Origin of the sequence: Dyadobacter sp. CY345, from assembly GCF_021502725.1 — a bacterium.
Lineage (GTDB): Bacteria > Bacteroidota > Bacteroidia > Cytophagales > Spirosomataceae > Dyadobacter.
This window is the reverse complement of sequence record NZ_JAKFFS010000004.1, coordinates 689742-705172: the sequence shown is the minus strand read 5'-3', so window position 1 is coordinate 705172 and position 15431 is coordinate 689742. Positions and strand designations below refer to the sequence as shown.

Below are 15431 nucleotides of genomic sequence, written 5' to 3'. Positions count from 1 at the left end.
CAAAAAATGAAAATACAACTCGTTGACTTCCTGGTTATAATAGCCTATCTCCTGCTTGTCACGGTTATTGGATTAGTACTAAAAAAGCAAGCCGGGCGCAGTAAAAACGATTATCTCCTTGGAGGAAAATCCATGCCTTACTGGATGCTGGGCGTGTCCAATGCTTCAGGAATGTTCGATATTTCCGGAACTGCCTGGATGGTTGCAATTATGTTTATTTACGGCGTGAAAAGCATTTGGCTCCCTTGGCTTTGGCCTGTGTTTAACCAGATTTTCATGATGGTTTATTTATCCATCTGGCTACGCAGATCGAATGTTTCCACAGGTGCCGAATGGATGCTAACCCGTTTCGGAAACAAGGCTGATGCGCAGCTCTCGCATAAAATTATTATCGCTTTCGCCTTATTAAGTTGTTTGGGTTTTATGGCTTATGGATTTATCGGCCTTGGTAAATTCATAGAAATATTTATTCCTTGGTCAGTCATTCAGCCTTTTTCCCCATTCACAATTGCTACTGAATACGTTGCGCATACTTATGGCATCATTTTCACTTTATTCACCGTTTTTTACTCGCTTCTTGGCGGGATGAAAAGTATTGTCTGGGCAGATCTGATTCATTACATAATCATGGTTTTTGTCTCGTTTGCCATTGCGATTATTGCCATGCAGGCACTTGCAGACTATGGAAGCTTACCGGTTCCCTCTGGTTGGGCAGATTTGTTTTTCGGTAAAAATCTGGACCTCGACTGGACAGGCTATATAGACGAAGTAAATGAAAAAATAAGCTCAGATGGCTTCAATCCTTTTGGTTACTTTTTCGCGTTGATGACCGCAAAAGGAATTTTATCAAGTCTGGCCGGACCTGCTCCGAATTACGATATGCAGAAAATTCTATCTACAAAATCTCCTCGCGAGGCAGCGTTGATGAGTATGATCGTGAACGTGGTTTTATTGCCAACTCGTTATTTGCTCATTATTGGAATTGCTGTTTTAGGTTTAATTTTCTACAAAGACATCAACATTTCATCCCCAAATGGACAGGATTTTGAGCGGATTCTGCCCGCTGTTTTGAATGCATATATTCCTTCGGGACTACTCGGACTGGTTCTCGTTGGGCTGATGGGTGCATTTATGGGAACCTTTGCTGGAACGTTCAACGCCGCGCAGGCTTATATGGTGAATGATATTTACCTAAAATCATTCAACCCAAACGCCAGCAATACGCAGATTAAAAGAATGAATTATCTGACGGGACTCGTCGTGGTCACGATCAGTATCACCCTTGGTTTCTTTGCAAAAGACGTCAATAGTATCCTACAATGGATCGTCTCAGCATTATATGGCGGTTACATAGCAGCCAACGTTTTAAAATGGCACTGGTGGCGATTCAATAGCAACGGATTTTTCTGGGGAATGTTTGCCGGAATTCTTTCAGCGATGATCCTGCCCTATATCTTCCCGGGCACCGTCCCGCTTTATTATTTCCCAATCATTCTGCTCCTTTCTGCGCTTGGATGTATTGTCGGTTCATTGATGACGCCTGCGACTGACCCGGAAGTTTTGAAGAAATTTTATAAAAATGTAAAACCCTGGGGTTTTTGGGGGCCTGTTCACGAAGCGGTGGTCAAAGAAGACCCAAATTTTCTTGCAAACGGAAATTTCAAAATGGATATGTTCAATGTCCTGGTAGGTACGATCGGTCAGACTTCTATTACTGCCCTGCCCGTATTTGCAGTATTGATGATGCCTCTTGAAACGGGTATCACAGCCGTGGTTCTTGGTGCCTGCGTTATTATCCTCTGGAAAACGTGGTACCAAAAGCTTCCAACAAGTTAATCTATAAGGAAACAACTCATTGTAAATCAACAAATATTGAAAACATGTCGGATTTCACAAAACGCCTAACACAATTGCAGCAAGAGCATAGGGAATTGCTCGAACGTAAAAATTATGCAGTATGGCCGGGAAACGGAATTTATGATCGTTACACGCATCCGGTTCTGACAGCTGCACACGTCCCGGTTTTTTGGGAATACGATTTAAATCCCGAAACGAATCCGTTTTTAATGAAACGTTTTGAGATTAATGCGACCTTCAACGCAGGAGCAATCAAACATGATGGAAAATATCTGGTTGTAGCCCGGGTCGAAGGTGCTGATCGCAAATCTTTTTTTGCTGTTGCAGAAAGTGCGAATGGTATCGACAATTTCAAGTTCTGGAATCATCCGATCGTGATGCCGGAAACTGATGTCCCTGATGGAAATGTCTATGATATGCGTTTGACAAAACATGAAGACGGATTTATCTATGGAATTTTCTGCACGGAGCGGAAAGATCCAAACGCCAAACCAGGCGATGAGTGTTCGGCTATCGCCCAATGCGGAATTACCCGCACTTCTGATTTAAAAACATGGGTACGTCTGCCTGACCTGGTCACCCCGTCGCCTCAACAGCGTAATGTTGTTCTCCATCCTGAGTTTGTCAATGGGAAATATGCATTTTACACGCGTCCGCAAGATGGTTTTATTGAAGCTGGTACAGGCGGCGGTATCGGTTTCGGATTTTCTGAAACAATTGATAAGGCAGTCATTGAGAAAGAATTTATCGTTGATCAAAAGCAGTACCATACGGTCTACGAAGTAAAAAACGGACAAGGCCCTGCTCCGATAAAAACCAATAAAGGCTGGCTCCATCTGGCTCACGGCGTAAGAAATACAGCTGCTGGCCTGCGTTATGTTTTATATATGTTCATGACCGATTTGTATGATCCTGCCAAAGTTATTTATAAACCCGCAGGTTATTTTATCGCGCCTCAGGGTGAAGAAAGAATTGGAGATGTATCCAATGTAACGTTTTCAAACGGATGGATTTTGGACGACGACGGAACTGTATTTATTTATTATGCGTCTTCCGATACACGTCTTCATGTCGCGACGTCGTCCATTGAAAAATTGCTTGACTATGTCATCAACACACCTGCTGACAGTTTCCGCTCAGCTGCCTCAGTGGAAGTTTTAACGGGTTTAATTAACAAAAATCTGTCTCATGCAGGTCATTCTGCTTCCATCTGATGTTAGAAAAATTACCTCAATTCCGGACTGAAATTGAAAATGAATTATACTCAATTTTAGACGTTTGGACCAATAATGCAGTCGATATCTCCCAGGGCGGCTTTGTAGGAAAAGTTGATAATGATGGAAAAGTCTATCCGGAAGCGGAAAAAGGCTGTGTATTAAATACAAGAATCTTGTGGACTTTCGCTGCTGCGTTTAACAAATTCGGCAATCCTGATCATCTTAAATTAGCGGAACGCGCTTATGAATATATCCGGGACCATTTTCGTGATCAGCAAAATGGCGGCGTTTTTTGGTCGGTTGACGCAACAGGAAAACCACTGAATACCAGAAAGCAGATTTACGGATTAGCATTTACAATTTATGGACTGAGTGAATTTTACCAGAATAATAAAAATCAGGAGGTCCTGGATTTTGCGATTACGCTTTTTGATTTGATTGAAAAACATAGTTTTGATCAAAAAAATGGCGGCTACTTTGAAGCTTTCACAGAAAACTGGCAGCCTCTGGAGGATTTACGTCTGAGCGAAAAGGATCGTAACGATCCAAAAACGATGAACACACATTTGCACATTATAGAAGCCTACGTTAATTTATATCGCGTTTGGCCTGAAAAACGTGTCGCCGACAAAATTGAACACCTGCTCGAAATTTTCGAAAACCATATTATCGATCCTGACAGTTTCCACTTGAAATTATTTTTTGACGAAAAGTGGAAAAGTCAGTCCAAAGCTATTTCTTATGGCCACGATATAGAAGCAGCGTGGCTTTTATGTGAAGCTGCGGAAGCTTTAGATGATCAATTTCTTGTGTCAAAGTGGGAAGAAATAGCAATTAAAATATCGGATGCTGCGGCGAAAGGATTTATGCCCGATGGCAGCCTTATTCACGAATACAATCTTGAAACACATCACCCGGATACACACCGGGAATGGTGGGTTTCAGCGGAAGGCATGGTTGGATATTTGAATACCTATCAGATTACAGATGACGAAAGTTATCTAAAAAGGGTTTTCGGCCTCTGGTCATTTATTAAAAAACATTTACTTGATAAGGATAAAGGGGAATGGTTTTGGGGAGTTTTAGATGATTATTCCAAAATGGAAGAAGATAAGATCGGCTTTTGGAAATGTCCTTATCACAATGCGAGGGCTTGTATGGAAATTCTCAGACGGATACAGAAATAAAATCATAAAAGAGGCAGCGAAAGCTGCTTTTTTTATGCCCGAAGCGGTTTGCAATCGAGGGCGTTTATGGTTTAGCGTTTGCAACGCGAGTTTTGATTAAACGGATAATAAGTTTGTGACAAACGTTACAGCAGCCAACTTAGGGCGCGGATCAGTATCAGCAGTTTACTGATAAAAAATGTGTTATTTTTTGATAAAATAACATTATATAACTACCTTATTAAATAGTACATTTGGTATAAATTTCTTAATTATACCAATAAAATACCAGACACACATGTAACTGTTTGTCTAACTATTTTTTTTCAAAAGTCATCTGTTCTAAAACAAAAAACCTGTATGCAAAAAAGTCTACTAGTATCAACACTATTCTTCTTTACCTTTCTCGTCAACCTAAGTTATGCCCAGGAAATGATGGTAACTGGAAAGGTGAATGAAGAAGGAGGAAGCGAAGTTGCCGGCGTGAATGTTGTTCTGAAAGGAACAAACCGGGGCACAACAACAAACGATAAAGGGGAATTCAGTATTCAGGCTGAAAAAGGCAAAGTTTTAATTTTCAGCTTCATTGGATATAATTCCAAAGAAGTGACAGTCAATGCATCAATCTTAGATGTGGCGCTGACACCCGAAGCCACAGCCCTAAACGAGGTTGTAGTGACGGCCCTTGGTATCAAAAAAGAGAAAAAAGCACTTGGATATGCGGTCTCCGAAATTAAAGGAGAAGAACTCACCGTAGCCCGCACACCCAACATGGCGAATTCGCTGGCGGGGAAAGTAGCCGGATTGAATATCACCGGCACTGCAACCGGCCCGGCTGGTTCTACAAGAATAACATTACGCGGAAACGGATCAATCTCAGGAAACAACCAGCCATTAATTGTTGTGGACGGGATCCCTATCAACAACGAAAACCTTGGCCAGGCCGGGATGTGGGGCGGCGCTGATCAGGGTGATGGAATTTCAAGCTTAAACCCTGATGAAATTGAAAACATCAGTGTTTTAAAAGGTGCAACCGCAGCAGCACTTTATGGGTCACGGGCTTCCAATGGTGCTATTTTGGTTACTACCAAAGGCGGAAAAATGGAAAAAGGGATTGGCCTTGAAGTGAACAGCAATTATCTGGCGGAAGACTTATTGATCAAGGAATTCAAGGATTACCAATATGAGTATGGTATGGGAAATAATGGACTTAAACCAACTACTGTTAATGAAGCATTAACGTCAAACAGCTGGGGCGCAAAACTGGATGGTTCCAACGTGATACAGTTTGATGGCGTTACCCGTCCATATTCGGCACAGCGAGATAATTTGAGCAAGTTCTACCAGATTGGAAGTACGTTCACGAACAGCGTTGCCTTTTCCGGTGCGGCTGCGACTAGCACCTACCGTTTTTCCATGAACAATATGGATAACAAAGGCGTGATGCCAAACAACACTTTGCACAGAAATAACTTTGCTTTGAACGTTAATTCAAATCTTGGCAAAAAACTGAGCATACTGACGAACATCAAGTATGTTTACGAAAAGACCAAAAACAGACCAAGATTGTCCGATTCGCCAGGTAATGCAAACTATGCGATCTACTCTTTGGCCTCTTCTATGGATGTCGAAACTTTCAGGGACACCAAATACGATGCAGCAGGAAATGAAAAAGTCTGGTCTGACAATGTGTATGTTACAAACCCATATTTCGCAGCTTACGACTTTCAAAATAATGATCAGAAAAATCGTGTGATCGGTGCTATTGAACCAAAATTTGACATTTTAGACTGGCTGTTTGTAAAGGGACGAATTGGGATAGATTATTTCAATTACCGTTATCGCGCGATCGAACCATACGGAACTGCCTATAAAGTATTGGGCTCTTATACCTCAAACCAGCGGGAATTCATGGAAAGAAACATGGATTTGATGGTGGGGATTGACAAAAAATTTGGAGACAAATTTGGCTTCAACCTTCTCGTCGGAGGAAATCAGATGAGAAATGTCAACCGTTTGACAAACCTTGGCGGAAATAATTTTAATATTCCGTTCTTTTACGACATTTCAAACATTGATCCGGCTGCAAGAACGTCAAGCGAAAATTATATCGAAAGACGCATTAATTCGCTATACGGTTCGGGCGAGTTTTCTTTCAATAATTACCTGTTCGTCACAGCAACCGCCAGAAATGATTGGTTCTCCACCTTAGCCTCTGGTTATAACAGCATTTTATATCCTTCGGTTGGAGCCAGTTTCGTGGTTTCAGAAGCTATCCAAATGCCGGCTGCAATTAATTATTTCAAAGTAAGATCTTCATGGGCACAAGCGGGTGGCGCAACAGATCCGTATAAATTATTACTGACCTATGCGTTGTCAGGCGCTCACAATGGAGCTCCTCTGGCTCAGATCAATAACACTGAAATTCCGAATAGTTTGTTGCAGCCGCTTACTTCAACAACATTTGAAGCTGGTCTGGAAGCACGATTGTTCAATAACCGGGTGAGTGCGGATATTGCCTATTATACAAGAAAGACTACAAATGATATCGTAAATGCCACAGTATCTTACACTTCCGGTTATAACGCGGCTGTGTTTAATGTTGGAGAAATCTCAAATAAGGGTATTGAATTACTGTTAAATGTTGAAGCGCTCAGAAAAAATTCGTTTACCTGGAATGCTTCGTTTAACATGGCATACAATAAAAGCGAAGTAATTAATCTCTACAACGATTTGCAGACGTTAAGGGTTGATGAAAACAGAACAAGGACTGCCTATGTTCATCAGGACGTTGGCTTGCCATACAGCCAGGTTAAGGGTTTCGATTTCAAACGTGACGATCAGGGACGTGTCGTTTATGATGCACAAGGCTATCCGCTTCAGGGAAATCTGATGAGTTATGGTTCCGGTGTTTCTCCCTGGACCTTAGGTTTCACAAACTCCTTCCGATATAAAGGTGTAGGTTTGAGTTTTCTTGTTGACGGGAAATTCGGTGGAAAAATATTCTCTGGAACCAACGCCCTTGGATATCGCCGCGGAAACCTAAAAGAAACATTACCCGGGCGCGACGGCGGACTTATCGGAGAAGGTGTTAATGAAAACGGTGAAGCAAATACGGTTCGTGTTGAAGCCCAGCCTTATTATGACAGAATCGCAAACAACATTGCCACACCGTTTGTATACAGTTCTGATTTTATCAAGCTGCGCCAGGTAATTATTGATTATGCAATTCCATCAAAATACCTGGGATCAAAGTCGCCATTCAAAGCGATTTCTGTTTCATTGACCGGACGTAACCTTTGGATTATCCACAAGAAAACGCCCAATATTGATCCTGAATCCAACTACAATAATTCAAATGCGCAGGGTCTCGAATTTTACAGTGCACCTCCAACGCGTAGTATGGGTGTTAACTTAAACCTGAAATTCTAGAACCCCACGATCAATTTTTAAAATGATATCATTATGAAATATAAAATACTTGTCTTGCTGAGTCTGATGACTTTTTTGGGTTCTTGTACCAAAGACTTTGAGGAAGTCAATGTCAACCCGAATGCGCCTGCAGCGGTTCCACTTGATTATTTATTGAGTCAATCTGCATTATTATTGGCCGGGTCGGCAGGAGATCCGGGATATAAATCCTGGCGTGCGAATTTTATTTATGCCGGCTGTATTATGCAGCAAATGGCTTCCGTAGAAGTAGGTTTTTATCGAGGTACGGTTTACACATTTCAGGGTGATTTAAGTGCCGCTTATTTTGAAAGCTCATATCCGAATTCGATCAAAAACCTGGTCAACCTGATCGATCTTGCAAGCAAAGATGCCAAAGATGTAAATATCTTGTCGATGGCCAGGATTTTAAGAGTGGTCGAAACATCTTTTTTAACCGACTTATACGGAGATGTTCCATATTCAGAGGCCGGAAAAGGGTTTATCAGTAAAATAAATTCGCCAAAGTATGATCCGCAGCAAGCAATTTATATGGACATGCTTAAAGAACTCGATGAAGCCAGCAAGGCATTTAATCCTGCTTCCTACAAACCTACGACTGCAGATTTCGTTTACGGGGGCGATCTTGACAAATGGAAAAAAGGAGCAAATTCATTGATGTTGAGAATTGCGATGCGGATGCAAAAAGCAGATGCTACCAATGCTCAGGCCTGGGCAAAAAAGGCAATCGATGCAGGTATAATGTCCAGTAATGATGACAGTTTCACCATCAAAATGGACAAAACGGGTGCAGGGAATAATTCGAATGCGAATTCCTGGAATCTGGGAGCGGGTAGAAAAATTGCTGATGGCAATAATATCCAGTGGGCAAAAACTTTCATTGACATGATGAAAGCAAGAAAAGATCCAAGACTTCCGGTTGTGGCAGCGTTGAAAAACGGGGACCGATCAGTCGACAAACAAATTGGAATTCCAAGCGGAACGGATGCCACAGCATTGACCAGTCTACCTGAGAAAAATCTGGATAATTATTCAAGGGCCGCGCCTAACATGTATGTTTTAAGTAACCCGTATTTTATCATGACCTATGCTGAGTCTCAATTTTTGAAAACAGAAGCTATTGAACGCGGATGGGCAACTGGTGACGCAAAAGCAGCTTTCGATGCAGGGCAAATAGCTGCGATACTTCAATTGAACGCATATGGAGGAACATTGACCGATGCTGATGCAAAAGCATATTCAGCAGCTAATCCATATCCGTCAGGAACGCTGGACGCAAAACTAGAAACGATTCAAACAGAAAACTGGCTGATTAACGGCTCTGTTTTAAACCACATGGAAGCCTGGGCTGATTGGAGAAGAACAGGATTCCCGAAATTAATTCCGGTAAATTATCCTGGAAATGAAACAAACGGGCAAATTCCTCGCAGACTCCGGTATCCACAAAGCGAAGTTGGTGTCAATGATAATATCACAGAAGCCATCAGTCGGCAGGGTGGCGATACCTTCATGACAAAAATTTGGTGGGACAAATAAATTACCATTAAAAAAGTTATCAGAAGATGCCCCGAATTAAAGGGGCATCTTTTTGCTTTTTATCCTAAATTTGAGTTTTACCGGACCATAACCAAATTTATTCAACATGCTTGATGTATTTCCCGCTTCTACCGACAAAGCCGTTGTTTTCGATAATGTTCAGAAGTTCATTGACGAACAGGGTTTTTCCGTCGTAGCCAAAGATCATTCCCGTCCATGGGGTGGTTTTTTTGTGCTAGACGAAACCCAGGCTCCGCAGTTTATCAAAACTTTTTTCCCGCATCTTTCATTGGAAGATTTTGCAGGATATGAAAAACTGAGCCCAAAAATTTTGGTTGTTGCTCCACAAAAACGTTTATCGTGGCAGTACCACCACCGCCGCGCTGAAATCTGGAAAGTAATCGGCGGAAACGCAGGTATCGTGATCAGCGACACAGACGAAGAAACTGAGATGAAACAATTGCCGATCGGGACCGTAATAAGCCTTAACCAGGGTGAACGTCACCGCCTGATCGGTGTTGACGAATGGGGCGTAGTTGCTGAAATCTGGCAGCACACCGACCCTTCTAATCCTTCTGATGAAGACGATATTGTTCGCGTTCAGGACGATTTTGGTAGATAATTTATAGTAACAAATACAAGTGCCATGGTTTTAGTTTTGCCATGGCACTTCTTTTTTATACAATAAGGCCCAAGGTTCCATACTTGGATTTTTATATTTTATTTTCAATCCAGCTAATAATTGACCAGCCATGAAATTCGGAAAAATTGATAACCCGGAATTAGTTGATTTCGTACTTCCGCCTGACAGTAAGGAAAACAAACTTATTTTAGAAAAATCTAAAAAAGGAAAACCTGATATTTATATCGGCTGTGCCAAATGGAATAAGGCAGATTTAAAGAATTTTTATCCAAAAGGGACAAAAGACGAGCTGGCTTACTATGCGACTCAATTCAACAGCATTGAACTAAATGCCACGTTTTACAACAATTTTCCACTTGAAACCATTGACAGCTGGCATACCAAAACACCAGGAGGATTCCGCTTTTTCCCAAAACTTCATCAGGGAATAAGTCACTGGAAAAGGTTGAAAGATGCTGATCAACCAACAAGTGTTTACCTGGACCATATTTCTCATCTGGAAGAAAAACTGGGCATGTTATTCTTACAAATGCCCGATAATTTCGGCCCAAAAAACTGGGAGGTATTAAAAGATTATCTGGAAGCCTGGCCATCCGGTTTTCCTCTCGCGCTTGAATTAAGACATACTGGCTGGTATGACGGTTCGTGGGACAATAGCGAATTATATATTCAGCTTGAAAAGAAAAATATCACGCACATCATCACCGACACAGCTGGTCGTCGCGATTTGTTGCATATGCGATTAACCACGCCAACTGCATTTATCCGTTACAACGGCGCGAACGTTGATTCTGATTATTCCCGTCTGGATGACTGGATGGACCGTCTGAAACTTTGGGTGGATCAGGGAATTCAAAATATTTATTTCTTCGTACACCAAAATCATGAAGAGGCCTCTCCCCTTTTGTCGGCTTATCTGATTGAGAAAGTAAATAAAGAATTTGGGACTGATATCAAGATTCCGCACACTCCCGGAATTCCAACCAAGAAATGATTCAGGTCGAATCGGTTTATTTTAACAGATTTCCCTTTTGCCACGAATGCACTAATTTTCACAAATGTGTTTTGATTTGCGTATTCGTGGTTTCTACAATTCAAATGCGGTTCCTTGCTCGGGGTAAATAATTTGTAATCCGAGTGCGTTATTCGCACTAAGCTGACCTTTGATGATTACTTCATTCTGACCGGTTGGTTTGATATGCGTGATGATCAGTTTCAAATCCCTCATATTTTCTTTCCCTGCCAAAACTGCCAGTTTCTCCATTTCTTTCATAATCCAGTTGGGTGTTAAATGACCAAACAGTTTGTTATCCGGCTGCTCATTGGGATAGGAAGCTTCAAGGAAAATTCCGGTCAAGGTTTTTGCTTTGATCAAGGGAGCAATTGTTTCCCACACTTTTTGAAGTTTATCAGATTTTTCAACCTCATCCGGACCTGTATCTCCAAAATACAAAGCTTGTTTTCCATGAGTTTGAATTAAAAAAGCAGCGCCTTCATAGGGATTTCCGTGGCTCAATGAGAAAGTTTTTAATGTCATCTCTGTATTTTCCAGCGGGATATCCTGGCCTTCTGACAATGGTTTGTAAGTATATTTTTTCAATGGATTAACACCTTCACTTCCAAAATTCGGCCAGCTTTCCCAGTTGAAATAATGATTTTTTATAATTTCCAGACATTTTGGAAATGCATAAATAAACTTTGCTGTATCCTCAGGCGCGTTTGTTAGCATGCCTGAAACATGATCCAGGTGTGCATGAGAAATCAGAAAACCTTTGATAAAACTTCTTGAAACCTGGTCTGCTGTAACAGCAAAAGCACCATTGGCAACGGCTACTTCAATCCCCTGCCGAACCGTTCCGCCATCCAGACAAACATAGGCTTGTGAATTAACCGGGGCAATCATATAAGCCGAAAGATTCCCTTCCGCACCACCGCCTTTTACACCAAGTGGCACTACATTAAAAGCCGATTGCGCAACACTAAATGACACAAAAATCAGGTATAAAATGGAAGTTGAAATCAGGTTGTAAATCCGTTGTCTCATGTTGATTTGGATTAAATGGTATCGTAAATATAAATCCTTCACCCAAAAGTACGGATGAAGGATTTATATTATTGTTTTTTAGAAGTCAATTAAACAATTCTGCAACTAAACCGAAATCTGGTCACTTAGAATGCTACCGTATATCTGACGGAAACGGCACGGCCGGGCAAATTATAACCGCGTTTTTCGTAATAATTTTCGTCTGTTACATTGTTTACTTTCAATGCCAGCGTATGTTTCTGAGCAATTTTAAAAGCGGCTGTAAAATCTAAAACCATATATTTCGGATAATCAATAACCGGGTTAATCGGATCGGTGTAATCGATATCCATCCGCGTTCCAATCGTACGACCTGATAAACGAAGCCTCAGCCATTTCAAATTATCATATTCCAAACCATAATTGAACGTATTTTTTGCCACATTCTGAATATCGCGGGTTACTTTTGATTCATCAGTTCCAACAATATCCTCCGCAGCTTTGAACATAGAAGTTGCATTTAAAAAAGTTTTCAGCGAATATCTGTAATTTGATAAGGCACCAAAATCATAGGTAACTTCCGTTTCCAAACCACGGATTTCCGCATTGGCTGCATTGACAAAAGTCGCGCGGGAAACGATAACGTCTTTATTTTCAAGCGGCTCATTTACTGTTCTGATCACCTTGGCAATCCGGTTGGTAACTTTTGTTGAAAAATAAGTAACGTTTGCAGAAAGTCCTGTTTTGGGTTTATTAAAACTTAGTCCCAAATCCCAGCTCACACTGCTTTCATTTTTTAGATCCGGATTGCCGGCTGTCACTGCAATTCTTCCTTTTGCATCACGCACTTCATTATATCCTGCCACACTGTAAGCGTCTGTTGTCACAAAAGCACGGCCGATTGTTCCTTTCACACGTAAAGCAGGAACAAGCTCATAACTTACGCCCAGACTTGGACTTGTAAACGGAATCGTTTTTTTGCCTGCTTTATAAGTTGGCAAAAGCGCTGTTTCCTTCACATCAAAAGTAATATTATCATAACGAACACCCGGCTGCACCGTTAATCGCCCAAAATTCAACATGGCCTGCGCGAAAAATGCCGAAGAAATTAAGGCATAGGCTGGCTGCGTTGGTGCACGTTCCGTCGTATCGTTTGTCCAGCGGCGACTTTCAGTGGAAGAATGTAGATAGTCATATCCAACAATTAAAGAATGATTTCCGATTGACCAGACGTCTTTTATCTGGATACCTTTCCAATTATTTCCAAGTTCAGCAGAACGAAAAGGAATAACAGGTTTGCCGGAAACATTCAGTGTATAGTTTTTCGTATTTTCTTCTGATGTAAAAACTTTCAGACTCGGACTATGATTTCCAATTTTCCCAGTCAGAGAAACATCAAAAGCCGCACGATCTACATCTTTGGTACTTGCCTCGGTGGATCCCGAAGAAATTTCTCCCGGCGACTCTACATTTTTTGCCTGGAATTTATCTCCGCGAATATCAATTCTCCAATTGTCATTTAACTGGTAACCCAGTCGTAAAGAACCTGTGAAAAAATGAAGTTTTGTGTAAGGTCTCGTTGCGCCGTCTGCGTTAGTTTCATCCACTTCGGTTTCGGGCTGGGTTGTATAGTTTTTTGTAACCTTGGTAAAATCAAAAGCATCACGGAACAAATTCCACTTCCCGATCTTGTAATTTTTTGATCTTTCAAAATAGGAAAATGACATATCGTAATCCAGTTTTTTGGTCAGATTACCGCCTGCATTCAGGCCAGCCTGGTATGACTGAAAACTGCCGTATTCCAGAAAACCATTTCCTTTTGTATCACCTTTTGACCTTTGGGTAATGATGTTGATGACACCGCCCATCGCTTGAGAACCATACAAGGAAGAAGCAGGGCCTTTTAAAACTTCAATTCTCTCAACACCATTCAGATTAATCTGAGACAAATTGGTTGCTCCCGCGGCGCGGCCATCAATAAGCAATAAAGTCCGCTGATTTAAGCCTGAAAACTGCGGGCGAAAACCTCGAATACCGATTCCGGAAGATAGATTTGGATACTGAATTACATCTACCGCAGCGGTTTTTCGAACGATATCCGTCAGGTCGTTGGAAGGCGTCATTTCAATATCCTGACGGGTGATGATATCCAGTTTTTGCGGAATTTTTTCTTTCCTGGTTTCATAACGTGTAGCCGTTACGACAACAGGATTTAAGATATTTTCTCTTGTTGAATCAGATAAAACCACCTCCTGTGCCTGCGCACAGAAAGTGGTTACGGTCATGGCTAATAGACCTGCAAACGTGAGTTGATGAATGGTTGATTGGTAAAAATTGAAATTCATTGGGTATGGATATATAAAATGGTAAGCGATTTGAGCGAAATGAAGGAAAATATAAGATGCATTATTGCCCTTCCAAAGCGCCGTATAGTGTGATCAGTCCGATAATGATTGAGAAAGTCCCAACTATATAATTGATGATTTTCAAAACCGAATCCCGCTTCGCCGCGAATTTGTTAATTGAAAAAGCGAAGAAATAACCATAAGCGGACATAGACAAAATGATCCCAAAACTTTGCAGCACAATGATCCAGACAGCAGTGTAAGCATCGCTTGCTGCAAGTGTCAACGCTACCGCACAGGCACCACCAGTTCCGGCTAGGCCATGAACCATACCAACCCAAAAAGACCGGCTGAATTTTTGTTCCGAAATCGGTGGTACTATCAAGTCAGGCTTCCTAAAATTCCGGCGGAAGGCAACAATTCCCAACCATATCATCAACGGTCCGATCACCAATTCAACTTTTTCAGAAATGTTGAGAGAAATTGTTGATTTCAATATCAAAACCAGACAGGCAAAAAGAATCAACGTCAAAGAATGCCCAAGCGCCCAGTGCGACGACCGCCAGATGAGCTTCAAACGATCCTTTGGTTTTTGATTTTTTTCTGTTGCCAAAACAGAGACCGCCGCCATATGATCCGGCTCAAAAGAGTGCTGAACACCTAGAAGAAGCGAGTCGACTAATAAATAATTGATCATTTCCTTTCACATAAGTTATTGAGAAAAACCCGTTTATTACACAACGGGCAACTTATGGAAAATACAATACGAAGAAACCTGACAACAAAATACCGCTGTCAAACCAGTAACCTCACGCCTTTTTTCCCGAAAGCATTCCGAATATGATGTAAATTGGCAGGTCTTCTGGCTCGTTCAGTCTCCCAACGCCTTCCCGGTACAATGTTGAATTTTGAATGAGAGAATGATAAAATGGTGGAAAACGCCATGATCTGGCTCACTCCATCATTCACTCATTCACCAATTCTATCATTCAACATTATTCCCCAGTGGCAAAAATGTTGTGACTTTTTTAGTGAACTTACAGCAGCGGGTACTACTCCGGATTCTCACCGGATTCCCTTTTAAGTGTAAAGCAAATATTGCTTCACACACCACTTAACGGCTGCAAACATACTATTAAATTTTATAGATGATTGAATTATTTTGTAACCATTGTAAAATCCGCCAATACCAAC

10 protein-coding genes and 1 riboswitch are annotated in these 15431 nt (G+C 41.4%); of the genes, 7 read left to right on the top strand and 3 right to left on the bottom strand.

Annotated elements, in window-relative coordinates:
- Positions 1 to 6: 6 nt before the first annotated feature.
- The 7 genes from L0657_RS20380 (at position 7) to L0657_RS20350 (ending at position 10863) form a co-directional block, all read left to right on the top strand.
- Positions 7 to 1836: a sodium:solute symporter family protein gene (locus tag L0657_RS20380; RefSeq protein WP_235152601.1), complete on the top strand. Its 1830-nt coding sequence runs from the start codon at positions 7 to 9 to the stop codon at positions 1834 to 1836.
- Positions 1837 to 1880: 44 nt separating this feature from the next.
- The gene (locus tag L0657_RS20375) at positions 1881 to 3071 is read left to right on the top strand and encodes a glycosidase (RefSeq protein ID WP_235152600.1); all 1191 of its coding nucleotides are present in this window, start codon (positions 1881 to 1883) and stop codon (positions 3069 to 3071) included.
- Positions 3071 to 4261: an AGE family epimerase/isomerase gene (locus L0657_RS20370; RefSeq protein WP_235152599.1), complete on the top strand. Its 1191-nt coding sequence runs from the start codon at positions 3071 to 3073 to the stop codon at positions 4259 to 4261. The genes L0657_RS20375 and L0657_RS20370 overlap by 1 nt, the downstream gene beginning before the upstream one ends.
- 339 nt (positions 4262 to 4600) lie before the next feature.
- The gene (locus L0657_RS20365) at positions 4601 to 7672 is read left to right on the top strand and encodes a SusC/RagA family TonB-linked outer membrane protein (protein ID WP_235152598.1); all 3072 of its coding nucleotides are present in this window, start codon (positions 4601 to 4603) and stop codon (positions 7670 to 7672) included.
- 33 nt (positions 7673 to 7705) lie between these two features.
- Positions 7706 to 9226, top strand: coding sequence for a SusD/RagB family nutrient-binding outer membrane lipoprotein (locus L0657_RS20360; protein WP_235152597.1), 1521 nt, complete (start codon positions 7706 to 7708; stop codon positions 9224 to 9226).
- 106 nt (positions 9227 to 9332) lie between these two features.
- Complete coding sequence (locus tag L0657_RS20355; RefSeq protein WP_235152596.1) at positions 9333 to 9848, top strand: phosphoheptose isomerase; 516 nt, start codon at positions 9333 to 9335, stop codon at positions 9846 to 9848.
- Between the two features lie 130 nt (positions 9849 to 9978).
- Positions 9979 to 10863 carry a DUF72 domain-containing protein gene (locus L0657_RS20350; RefSeq protein WP_235152595.1) on the top strand — a complete coding sequence of 295 codons (885 nt, stop codon included), beginning with the start codon at positions 9979 to 9981 and terminating at the stop codon, positions 10861 to 10863.
- A 93-nt stretch (positions 10864 to 10956) separates the two neighbouring features.
- Here L0657_RS20350 and L0657_RS20345 read toward each other — a convergent pair whose 3' ends face one another.
- The 3 genes from L0657_RS20345 to L0657_RS20335 form a co-directional block, all read right to left on the bottom strand.
- Positions 10957 to 11913 (bottom strand): MBL fold metallo-hydrolase, encoded by a 957-nt coding sequence (locus tag L0657_RS20345; protein ID WP_235152594.1) that lies wholly within the window; start codon positions 11911 to 11913, stop codon positions 10957 to 10959.
- Between the two features lie 125 nt (positions 11914 to 12038).
- Positions 12039 to 14237, bottom strand: coding sequence for a TonB-dependent siderophore receptor (locus L0657_RS20340; RefSeq protein ID WP_235152593.1), 2199 nt, complete (start codon positions 14235 to 14237; stop codon positions 12039 to 12041).
- 61 nt (positions 14238 to 14298) lie between these two features.
- Entirely contained in the window at positions 14299 to 14934 is a 636-nt protein-coding gene (locus L0657_RS20335; protein WP_235152592.1) for a cytochrome c biogenesis protein CcdA, read from the bottom strand.
- Between the two features lie 137 nt (positions 14935 to 15071).
- A riboswitch (cobalamin riboswitch) is annotated at positions 15072 to 15367 on the bottom strand.
- Between the last annotated feature and the right edge of the window lie 64 nt (positions 15368 to 15431).

Excerpts from the sequence above, each read along its gene's own strand:
- L0657_RS20355 (WP_235152596.1), top strand. The coding sequence starts at position 9,333 with ATGCTTGATGTATTTCCCGCTTCTACCGACAAAGCCGTTGTTTTCGAT.
- L0657_RS20345 (WP_235152594.1), bottom strand. The coding sequence starts at position 11,913 with ATGAGACAACGGATTTACAACCTGATTTCAACTTCCATTTTATACCTG.
- L0657_RS20365 (WP_235152598.1), top strand. The coding sequence starts at position 4,601 with ATGCAAAAAAGTCTACTAGTATCAACACTATTCTTCTTTACCTTTCTC.
- L0657_RS20375 (WP_235152600.1), top strand. The coding sequence starts at position 1,881 with ATGTCGGATTTCACAAAACGCCTAACACAATTGCAGCAAGAGCATAGG.
- L0657_RS20350 (WP_235152595.1), top strand. The coding sequence starts at position 9,979 with ATGAAATTCGGAAAAATTGATAACCCGGAATTAGTTGATTTCGTACTT.
- L0657_RS20360 (WP_235152597.1), top strand. The coding sequence starts at position 7,706 with ATGAAATATAAAATACTTGTCTTGCTGAGTCTGATGACTTTTTTGGGT.
- L0657_RS20380 (WP_235152601.1), top strand. The coding sequence starts at position 7 with ATGAAAATACAACTCGTTGACTTCCTGGTTATAATAGCCTATCTCCTG.
- L0657_RS20335 (WP_235152592.1), bottom strand. The coding sequence starts at position 14,934 with ATGATCAATTATTTATTAGTCGACTCGCTTCTTCTAGGTGTTCAGCAC.
- L0657_RS20370 (WP_235152599.1), top strand. The coding sequence starts at position 3,071 with ATGTTAGAAAAATTACCTCAATTCCGGACTGAAATTGAAAATGAATTA.
- L0657_RS20340 (WP_235152593.1), bottom strand. The coding sequence starts at position 14,237 with ATGAATTTCAATTTTTACCAATCAACCATTCATCAACTCACGTTTGCA.